Origin of the sequence: Aeromonas sp. QDB62 (genome assembly GCF_027705695.1) — a bacterium.
Lineage (GTDB): Bacteria > Pseudomonadota > Gammaproteobacteria > Enterobacterales > Aeromonadaceae > Aeromonas > Aeromonas allosaccharophila.
The window spans coordinates 36,931-47,115 of the sequence record NZ_JAPDCD010000042.1; the positions used below are offsets into that span (position 1 = coordinate 36,931).

Here is a 10,185-nt window from a genome sequence, read left to right on the forward strand (position 1 = left end):
CCATGCAACTCGATACCATTCACCATTTCAACTGCCAGCTGTTGACCGAACTGCCCCACCAGCGCTTCGAACATGAGCCCATCCTCGACTACGCCACCGACGAAAAGGTCAAAGCCCGCCTCGGCTGGCAGGCGGAGTTCAGCAAGACCCTGTTTCTCAAGTTCAAGGATGGCCGCTTCGCCCTGCTGCTGACCCACAGGGAGGGACGGCTCGACAACAAGGCGGTCAAGGCCGCACTCGGTGCCAAGCCCTCCATCTGCACCGCCGAAGAGATGCAGGCGGAGATTGGCTGCCTGCCGGGAGCGGTCTGCCCCTTCCTGCCCCGTGCCGATATTCCGCTACTGGTGGATCCGCAACTGCTCAACCACACCGCCTTCACCTGGACTCCGGGCCACCCGGAGCAGACCTTTCTGCTGGCGACCGAGCATCTGGCCGAGGTACTGGCGCAGCTCCCCTGCGAGGTCAGCTATCTGCCCTCGCCGACGGCGTAGCCCCATCGCGCGCCAGCTGGGCGAAGATCAGCGCCGCCAGCATGGAGAGCAGCCCGACACAGAGGTAGGTAAGGTGGAACCCGGCCAGCCACTGGCCGTTGGCCGCTGAGGTACCCGCCGAGAAGAGCCCGAGCAGGCTGGCGGCAATCGCCACCCCCAAGCTCATGGAGAGCTGCATCACCACCGAGAGCAGGCCGTTGCCGCTGCTGGCCAGGGTCGGGCTGAGATCTTGCAGCGTGAGAGTGTTCATGGCGGAGAACTGCAGCGAGTTGATGGCGCCAAAGATCGCCAGCCAGCCCAGCAGCACGCCATAGGGAAGCTGGTTGTCGATAAAGTAGAAGCTGGCGATCATGGCGCCGAGCAGCAGGGTGTTGCCAATCAGGATCCGGCGATAACCCACTCTGGGAATGAGTTTGTTCACCAGCGTCTTGGTCAGCATGGCGCCCAGCACCGTCGGGATCATGGTCATCCCCGCCTTGCTCGGGGAGAAGCCGAGCCCCAGTTGCAGAAAGAGCGGGGTGAGGAACGGCATGGCACCGCTGCCGAGGCGGGCAAACAGGTTGCCCCAGATGCCGATGGCAAAGGTGGTGGTCTTGAACAGGTTCAGGCTAAAGAGCGGCTGCTGTGCATTGGCGGCATAGAGCCAGTAGCTCGCCATCGCCGCCAAGCCGAAGATCAGTGCAAACAGCGCCCAACCAGTGGAGATGCTGTGCTCCCCCAGCCCCTGCAAACCGACCGACACCAGCACCATGCCGACGCTGAACATCACAAAGCCCTGCCAGTCGAACCGGGCGGTCTGCTGCCGCAGCTCCGGCATAAAGTGCCAGCTGGCGATAAAACCGAGCAACCCCACCGGCAGGTTGATGAGAAACACCCAGTGCCAGCTCGCCACTTCCACCAGCCAGCCACCGAGCGCCGGCCCCATCAACGGACCGAGCAGCCCAGGGATGGTAACAAACGACATCACCCGCAGCAGCTCATGCTTGTCATAGACCCGCAGCACCGCCAACCGCCCCACCGGCATCAGCAGCGCACCGCCAATCCCCTGAAGCACCCGGGCGGCCACCAGCATGGAGAGCGAATTGGAGGCGGCGCAGGCGAGCGAGCCGAGGGTAAAGAGCGAGATGGCGGCCAGATAGATGCGGCGGGTGCCGAATCTATCAGCCAGCCAGCCGGAGGCCGGGATCAGCAACGCCACCGTCAGCATGTAGGCGATGATCACCGACTGCATCTGCAGCGGGCTCTCCCCCAATGTCTCGGCCATGCTGGGCAGGGCGGTGTTGAGGATGGTGCCATCCAGCGCCTGCATAAAGAAACCGACCGCCGCCAGCAGGGGCAGCCACTTGCGCTGGGCGGGAGTCACCATGTTTGTGCTATCTGGCATGAGCTGCTACCTCCTCTTCAGATAAAAAATGACCCGCACGAAAGCGGGTCATATCAGCATGTCAGGCGTCCGGCTGGCCGAGCATGGCTTTGAGCCGCTCTTCCAGAGTGGGCTCGGGAGCCCTGAGGGTCTCCATAAAGAGTTGCTCTATCCCCGCCTTGTCCTGACTTTTCACGATAAACACCAGCCGGGACTGAGCCTTGCCCTCCGGCCAGTCGCCCAATGCCTGCAGCGGATAGAGCTGACCGTGGACGCCGTGGATCACCACCGGCTGGCTCTCCCCTTCCAGCTGCAAGATCCCCTTGAGGCGCAGCAGGGCATCGCCATACTGCGCCTGCACCGCATCGATGGCAGCCAGCAGACGAGAGGGCTTGAGCGGCTCACCGATACGCAAAGAGAAACTCTCGATGTTGCCGTGCTCGAAATGGGTGGGCGCCGCGGTGCCCACCTTCGCGGCGAACGGTTGCATCTTCGGCTGCATGGGGGACGCCAGCCCCTGCTTGGGAGATTCGGTGCGCAGCCAGGCCAGCAGCTGACGCACATCGCGCCCCGCCGCTTCGTTGTAGGCGCCGAGCTTCTCCAGCACCGCTGGCGACAGTTCGCCATTGGTCACCTGCTGGATCGGGGCCGCCGGATTGAGGGCCGCCAGCTGGGCTTCGACCCTCGCCAGCTGTTCGCCATCCACCAGATCGCCTTTGCTCACCACCAGCAGATCCGCCAGCGCCACCTGCTTCACCGCTTCATACTGAGCGGCCAGCTGCTGCTCGATATGACCGGCATCCACCACTGTGACGGTGCCATCGAAGCGGTAGCGCTGGGCGATAAAGCCCTCTTCGCGCAGGGTAAACAGAACGGGGGCTGGATCGGCCAGACCAGTGGTCTCGATAATCAGCCGCTTGAACGGTTTGATCTTGCGCTGGATGGCCTTCATAAACAGCCCCTGCAACGCCTCCACCAGAGAGCCCTGCACCGAGCAGCAGATGCAGCCGGAGTCGAGCAGCATCACCTGCTCATCCACCTGCTGCACCAAATGGTGATCCAGCCCCACCGAGCCGAACTCGTTGATCAGCACGGCGCACTCGCCGAGCTCTGGCTGCTTGACCCAGTGGTTGAGCAAGGTGGTCTTGCCGCTACCGAGAAAGCCGGTCAGCAGGGTCACGGGAATTCGAGTGTCTTGCATATCGGTCATGTCAGATCCTTACCGGTTGGCAAACAGGTCGCTGAGCCAGCGGTTTTCAAAGCGGCCGTGGGGGTCGAGCTCGGCTTTCAACGCAACAAAGTCGTTCCAGCGCGGCAGCAGGGCCGGGAAGTCGTAGAGATCCATCGCCAGATGCTTGCCGAAGTGGGGAATGCCGCCAAGCGGCGCCAGCAGTTGCTGCAGCTCGCGCATCTGCTCCATGGAGCCGTTGACGAAGGTGCCGTCCGCCGCCAGATAGACCAGAAAACCGATCCAGCAGACCGGCTGGCCATAAGCGGCGCTAAGCCAGGCCTCGGAGGGGCCGGTGCAACGCAGGATAAAGGGGTAGTGCAGCACGCCCGGGTTGGCCTGCTGCCACGCTTGCAGGGTCTCCAGTGCCTCGTTCATGCGATTAAGCGGCACCGCCACCTCGCAGTTGATCTGGGGGGCCGGGATCCCCTTGCAGAGGATCTGGTAGACGTTGCCCACCAGATCGGAGGCATCCTTGAAGCGGCGCACCGTCTCGAAGTGCTCGCCAGCCAGCGCCTCATCCTTGGTGTCTTTCGCCATCTTCTGCAGAGTCGCATCAATGGTGGCATTCATGCGGGCGTCGATATCGCCATCCAGCAGCAAAGGCTCGCTGCCGCCGGCGCGGTAACGGGCCACCTCCTCATCAGAGGCGGGATCCACCAGCCAGATGTGGCTCTCGCCGGTCCAGGCAAACCACCAGCTCTTCACAAAGCCGTGCTCGCGGTTGAGCCGCTCGTTGTGTTCCAAGAGGAAGGGATAGTCGGTGGTGAACTTGGTGCAGCGCATGATGCGGTTCGGTACGGTACGCAGGGTGACGTCGAGCAGGATGCCGAGCATGCCCATCCCCATCACGAAGGCGCCGAAGCGCGGATCGGTGCGATCCACCCGGATAATCTCGCCATTGGCCAGCATCACCGTCATCGCCTCCACCGCATCGCAGAGGGCTGATTGGTGCAGCCCCTGGCCGTGGGTGCCGGTGCTGAGGGCACCGCCCAGGGTCTGGATGCCGATAACGCCCGGGGATGCCGGCAGCATCCGCTCCATGGCGATGAGATCGGCGTAGACGGTATCGAGCGGCGTCCCAGCCTGATAGGTGACGGTATCGGCCGTTTTCGCCAGCTGGCCGCGCAGGTGGTGCAAGTCCACCAGCAGCGCCTGACTGCCCTCGGCATAGACGCTGTGAATGGGTTCAAAAGAGAGTCCGGAGCCGATAAGGCGCAGCTTGCGCTCGGGGTGTTCCCGCAGCAGCGCTTGCAGCTGGTCACGGCTTTTCGGGCGCCACACCTGATCCAGCGCCCCGAGGGGATTGGTTCTCGACCAGTTGAACAACACCTCCCGATTACCGATCGCCTTGATGCTGTGAAATGCCTGGAACTGAACCGTCATACCGCGCCTCATCTGACTTCTAAATGAGCGCTGATTCTACCGAAAAGCGAGTCACAAGGCATGGAAAACAAGCCCCTGCACTAGAGGGGGAATAGGGGAGAAGGTCTCTCCCCTAGCTTCAACGTGTCTGCTGAGTCAATGCCAGCAGCATGCCGAATCCGACCAGCAGCCCGCCAAACACCCGATCAATCCAGTGGCGCACCGCCAACAGCCGACCCCGCACCGAGTCGGTGGAGAAGAAGATCGCCACTGCGCTGAACCAGACGGCGTGGGCCAGTACGATAAAGGCGCCATAACCGAGCTGAACCGCCAGCGACGTCTGTGGTTGCACCACCTGCATAAACAGACTGACGATGAAGATGGTGGTCTTGGGGTTGAGCACATTGGTCAGAAAACCGGTGCGCAGTGCCCCCAGACTGGAGAGAACGGGCTGCTCGGCCAGCACCTCATCTGTCGTCGGTTTGGCGCGCAGCATTTTGATGCCGAGGAAGATGAGGTAGGCGGCCCCCGCCAACTTGATGAGGTTGAACAACCAGAGCGACTGCTGGATCAGCAGGCCCACCCCGAGCAGGGTGTAGGTCACATGAACACAGACCCCGGCTGCAATGCCGAGCGCCGTCAGCACGCCGGTGCGACGGGAGAGCAGCAGGCTGTTGCGCGACACCATGGCAAAATCGGGCCCCGGACTGATGACAGCAAAGAAGGTAATGGCCACTACGGCTAACAGTTCGGTCATGAAAAAGAGTCCTGATGCAGAGAGATATCGGCTATTTTATTTGGCATCAACACCAATAACGAACGATAACTTCTGACATGAATGGTGATAATAACTCACAGAAAGACCTCTCCCTCCCCTCCCTGACGGCACTGCGCTGTTTCGAGGTGGCGGCCCGCACCGAGCACTTCAGCCGCGCCGCCGATGAGCTGCACCTCACCCACGGTGCCGTCAGCCGTGCTGTACGCCTGCTTGAAGAGGAGCTGGGGGTCATGCTGTTCGAACGCCGCCAGCGCAGGGTTTTTCTGACCGAGGCGGGCGAGCAGCTCTATCAGGCGGTCAGAGAGGGTTTAGGTGGCATCCGCCAGACAGCACAGTCGCTGCGCCAAAAAAGTCGCCCCCAGTCGCTGGTCATCTCCTGCGAACCCACCCTGCTGATGCGCTGGCTGATCCCGCGCTGGCCCGCCTTTCAAGCCCTGCACCCCGAGCTGGACGTGCATCTGATGGCGGGCGGTGGCGCCCTCAGTTTTGGCAATGGCATCGATCTCGCCATTCGGCGCAACGACTTTCACTGGCCTGATGACCTTTACAGCCAGCTGCTGTTTGAGGAGCAGACAGGGCCAGTCTGTCAGCCGGGCAAGGTGGCGCAGTTTTTCGAGCCACAAGGAGATCTGCCAGCGCTGCGCCCCTCTGCCCCCCGCCTGCACACCAAGACCCGTCCCGCCGCCTGGCAAAGCTGGCAGGAACAGGCCGGACAGAGTACAAGCGATGAGGCGCCGACCCAGACCTTCGAACACTTTTACTTCAGCCTGCAGGCCGCCGTGGCGGGCCTTGGCGTCGCCATCGGCCCCTACCGGCTGGTGTGCGACGATGTCGCCGCCGGCCTGCTGGCCGCCCCGCTAGGATTCATCCCGGATGGCACCGGCTATCACCTGCTCGCCCCCGCGCCGCCCATTCCCGGCAGCCCCCATGAGAAGCTGGCGAATTGGCTGCAATCCCTGAGCAAATAGGTCGCGACACCCCGCGGGTCCAACCCGCGACCCTGGCTCGCGTGTGGCCGCTGAACAGTGACGACACAGATTCAGCGGGCCCGAAAACCACTGCCATGCTCTTGCGCCGCCTGCAACAAGGCATCGACCACGATACGCACCTTGAGCGGCATGTGCTGACTCCTGGCCCAGATAACATTGATCGGCATCTCGCCACCAGACTGGTCATTGAGCACACAGACCAGCGATCCCGCGTCCAGCTGTTCCCTGACCAGCCAGGTCGGTATCTGAACCAGCCCAAGACCAGCCAGCGCCGCTGCTCGTACGGCTTCGCCATCCCCCATCTCGTAGCGTACCGGGATATCGTAATCTTCCATTTTTCCCGCCCCGTTGCGGAGCAGCCAGCTATGACGATGTCCAGACCGCCAGTCGATGATGCAATCGTGCCGTGACAACTCATCCGGGGTCAGGGGCACCCCACGCCGTGCCAGATAGGCGGGCGCCCCGCAGATGACCAGCTTCTGCTCCCCCAGGCGGCGAGCAACGAGATCGGCCTGATCTTCCAGCGCGCCAATCCGCACCACCAGATCGATGTTGGCCTCAATGAGATCAACCTTGCGCTCGTTGAAGCTCACCGACAGATCCAGCTGTGGATGCTTGCCCGCCAATTCCAGCAGGATCGGCAGCACATGCCTGCGGCCAAACGCAGCGGGCAGATCGATGCGCACGCGCCCCGACGGGCTCTGCTTTCCCGATGCAAAGCTCTGTTCCGTCTCCTCCAGCACCTGGATGGCCTGGAGACAGCTGGCCAGATATGCCTCCCCCTCCAGAGTCAGGCTCACCCGACGGGTTGTTCTGTGCAACAGCTTGACCCCCAGTCGCGCCTCCAGCCGCACTATGCTCTTGCTCAACGCCGAACCGGTCAGCCCCAGCGCCAATGCGGCGGCGGTAAAACTGCCCGCCTGCGCCACGGCGACAAAGTGTCTGACGCTCAGAAAAGGGTCCTGCTCTGCCATCAACTCGGTCCTTGAGGGAAATAGAGATTGGAATAATAGCTACTTAATCAATTCCAAGGAATCAATCACACTGTAAACAGGTTCATTCAACGCCATCCATGGCTTGAGGTGGCCCAGAGAGCCTTGAGTTCCCGACTCGCTCAGACGTTGTTTTATCACCAGACAGGAGAGACCAGATGTTGACCGTTAAACCCCTCAGTGGACAAGTTGCCTTCGTACAAGGTGGTTCGCGCGGCATCGGCGCCGCCATTGTAAAACGCCTCGCTCGCGACGGTGCCGCCGTGGCCTTCACCTACGTTTCCTCGACCAGCAAGGCAGAGGAGATAGTCGCGACCATCACAGCCGCTGGCGGCAAAGCGCTGGCCATCCGGGCCGACAGCGCAGATGCCGTGGCCGTTCAGCACGCCATCCGCCAAACCGTCACTACCTTTGGTCGACTGGACATCCTGGTCAACAACGCCGGGGTGCTGGTATGGGGCAACATTGAAGAGCTGACCCTGGACGATCTCGATCGCACCCTGGCGGTCAACATCCGCAGCGTGTTTGTGGCCTGCCAAGAGGCGGCCCATCATATGGGCAATGGGGGGCGCATCATCAACATCGGCAGCACCAACGCTGACCGCATCCCCATGGCGGGTGGTTCAGTCTACGCCATGAGCAAATCGGCACTGGTCGGCTTGACCAAAGGCATGGCACGGGATCTGGGCCCACGGGGCATCACGGTGAACAACGTGCAGCCAGGCCCGGTCGATACCGATATGAACCCGGCTGACGGGGAATCTGCGGCGCAGCTCAAGGGGATGATAGCGCTGGCCCGTTACGGCAAGGATGAGGAGATCGCCAGCTTCGTCGCCTATCTGGCAGGGCCCGAAGCGGGCTATATCACCGGCGCCAGCCTGACTATTGATGGCGGTTTCTCTGCCTGACCCTTGGTTTTTGGCTACACAAAAAAGCCCCTGCGCTTGCCGGGGCTTGATAACAGGACAAGTTGCGGCGGCACAGGTCGCTATGCGGCCACAGTGGCAAGGCGGATTCAGGCTGGCTCAAGCCGCCCCTCGACTGGCGAGGCCTCCTGCGCCAGCAGCTCCTCGCAAAACTGGCGCAACGGCATCGGGCGGGCAAACAGGTAGCCCTGCAGATAATCGACCCCCTTGGCCCTGAGGTAGTCAGCCTGACGTTCGGTCTCCACCCCTTCCGCCACCAGCGCCAGTCCGAGTCGGGTGGCCAGGTCGATCACGTTGTCCACGATATGTTCCGAGAGCGACTCGGTACCGATGCGGGCGATAAAGGATTTGTCGATCTTGAGGTAATCCACATGAAACTGCTGCAAGTAAGCCAGGCTGGAGTGGCCGGTGCCGAAGTCGTCGATGGCGAGTTTGACCCCCATCTCGTCCAGCTGGCGAAACAGGGAGAGCGTCTGGGGATCGGACATCAGCAGCTCCCGCTCGGTCAGCTCCAGCACCAGAACTACCTTGCCCGGCGCAAAGTGGCCGAGGAAGTTGCGGCACTCGGCCAGCAGGGCAAAATCGTGGCAATGGGCCGCGCTGATGTTGAAGCTGATATGAAAGCCATCGGGCAACTGCGCCTGAATCCGATTCAACCGTGTAGCTACCAGCTTCATGATATGGGTGGTCATGGGGACGATCAGTCCCGACTCTTCCGCTTGCGGGATAAAGAGGTCGGGCCGGATCACCCCTTCATTGGCATGTTGCCAGCGCATCAGCACCTCTGCCCCCATCATCTTGCCATCGTGGCTGGCAATCTGCGGCTGCAGATAGGGAACAAACTCCTTGGCTCGCAAGGCGCGTCGCAGCTCATCCGTTGGCGAACCGGGGCGCCCCAGCACCCACCATACCAGCCAGGCCAGCAGCGTAGAGGTTGCGGCCAGCCACAGCAACGCCTGATGCCTGGCGTCCCACAGCGACTTCCAGTAGACCGGCATGGCATAACCGGCGTGAATGGTGAAAGGATAATGGGATGAGCCGAGGGCGAGACTGGTTCTGCGATGCAGGGTGGGCGCTTCATTGAGATAGCGACCCGACGCGTCGAGCCAGGCTGACCCCACCTGCAGATAGAGGGCGCTGGACTTGCCACTCAGAGAGAGCATGAAGCTGAGCTGGGTGCTGTCGATGGCGCTCAATGCAGCATTCCTGCCCTGTTCGGTTCGCACCACTATCAACGGGTGATTCTGCCGCACCCGATTGCCACTCATCAGCAACAGCTTGTTGCCGGTATAGATCGACCTGTCATCGGCATCACTCACAGCGCCGAACAGGGAGGTACAGCTGATGATGCCGTCGCGCACCAGATTGACCGAACGCAGAAAGGGCTCGATGGCCACCTTTTTGCGCAATACCAGCAGGTTCTCGTCACAGGGCGCATTGACCAGTGGCAATACCGAGCGATTGGCCTGCTCCGCATGATCCAGCATCGCCTCCAGCAGGGTTCTGGCCTTGTGGGCCGAGGCACTGGAGTCCGCTTTCAGATCCTGCATATAGTTGCTGTGGATGATCCAGCCGCCCGCCAGCAGTGGCAGGACGAAGACCAGCAAGGCGCCGCCGAAGCGTAACCGGGTTCGGGAAAGATCGATCCTGAACAAAAACATAAAGAACCACGCCGCAATTCGTCGGGCCAGCCCGCACAAGCCAAAGAGAAAAGAAGTCATCTCACACCGATAGCGGAGCACTATTTCTTCGCGACCGGTCATAACCAGACAACATAACGCAAAGCGTTTATAAAACGAACTATAAGGTGTACTCAGGGATGATTCATGCAGCAAACAGCCCCGAACGGATCAATTCCACCTCAAACCCCTTCTCATCCTGCAATTCCTTCTCCCAATAGCCCCTTGTGAAGAGATTAACTACAGGCCAGAGCGGTTAACCCTGATAGTTTAAAATAATGTTGGAAGAGCCCTTCCCTGTCTCTTGATCAGATCTTGATCCCCTGCGCCATCAGATCCTTGGCGGCAAGAAAGCCATCCAGTTTACTTTGCAG

Annotated in this window: 9 protein-coding genes; 3 read left to right on the forward strand and 6 right to left on the reverse strand. The window is 61.3% G+C overall.

Annotated elements, in window-relative coordinates; genetic code table 11:
- The first annotated feature begins 2 nt into the window (after positions 1-2).
- Positions 3-491, forward strand: coding sequence for a YbaK/EbsC family protein (locus OKC27_RS18345; RefSeq protein ID WP_270692484.1), 489 nt, complete (start codon positions 3-5; stop codon positions 489-491).
- On the opposite strand, the gene mdtD is transcribed toward OKC27_RS18345, so the two are convergent.
- From mdtD to OKC27_RS18365, 4 genes are all read right to left on the reverse strand, one after another.
- Positions 463-1,875: a multidrug transporter subunit MdtD gene (mdtD, locus tag OKC27_RS18350; protein WP_270692486.1), complete on the reverse strand. Its 1,413-nt coding sequence runs from the start codon at positions 1,873-1,875 to the stop codon at positions 463-465. The two genes, OKC27_RS18345 and mdtD, sit on opposite strands and share 29 nt — an antisense overlap.
- A gap of 61 nt (positions 1,876-1,936) precedes the next feature.
- The gene (locus OKC27_RS18355; protein WP_270806558.1) at positions 1,937-3,064 is read right to left on the reverse strand and encodes a CobW family GTP-binding protein; all 1,128 of its coding nucleotides are present in this window, start codon (positions 3,062-3,064) and stop codon (positions 1,937-1,939) included.
- A gap of 9 nt (positions 3,065-3,073) precedes the next feature.
- Positions 3,074-4,468, reverse strand: a complete 1,395-nt coding sequence (locus OKC27_RS18360) for a D-arabinono-1,4-lactone oxidase (RefSeq protein ID WP_270806559.1) — start codon at positions 4,466-4,468, stop codon at positions 3,074-3,076.
- Between the two features lie 118 nt (positions 4,469-4,586).
- The gene (locus OKC27_RS18365; RefSeq protein WP_270806560.1) at positions 4,587-5,204 is read right to left on the reverse strand and encodes a LysE family translocator; all 618 of its coding nucleotides are present in this window, start codon (positions 5,202-5,204) and stop codon (positions 4,587-4,589) included.
- A 77-nt stretch (positions 5,205-5,281) separates the two neighbouring features.
- On the opposite strand from OKC27_RS18365, the gene OKC27_RS18370 reads away from it, so the two are divergent.
- Positions 5,282-6,193, forward strand: a complete 912-nt coding sequence (locus tag OKC27_RS18370) for a LysR family transcriptional regulator (RefSeq protein ID WP_270806561.1) — start codon at positions 5,282-5,284, stop codon at positions 6,191-6,193.
- Positions 6,194-6,264: 71 nt separating this feature from the next.
- On the opposite strand, the gene OKC27_RS18375 is transcribed toward OKC27_RS18370, so the two are convergent.
- A complete protein-coding gene (locus OKC27_RS18375; RefSeq protein ID WP_270806562.1) occupies positions 6,265-7,188 on the reverse strand; it encodes a LysR family transcriptional regulator in 924 nt (307 codons plus the stop codon).
- A gap of 176 nt (positions 7,189-7,364) precedes the next feature.
- Here OKC27_RS18375 and OKC27_RS18380 point away from each other — a divergent pair, with 176 nt between their 5' ends.
- A complete protein-coding gene (locus tag OKC27_RS18380; RefSeq protein ID WP_270806563.1) occupies positions 7,365-8,114 on the forward strand; it encodes a 3-oxoacyl-ACP reductase family protein in 750 nt (249 codons plus the stop codon).
- Positions 8,115-8,221: 107 nt separating this feature from the next.
- Here the strand turns inward: OKC27_RS18380 and OKC27_RS18385 are convergent, their stop codons facing one another.
- On the reverse strand, positions 8,222-9,793 hold the full coding sequence (locus OKC27_RS18385) for an EAL domain-containing protein (protein WP_270806564.1): 1,572 nt from the start codon (positions 9,791-9,793) through the stop codon (positions 8,222-8,224).
- Positions 9,794-10,185 lie beyond the last annotated feature (392 nt).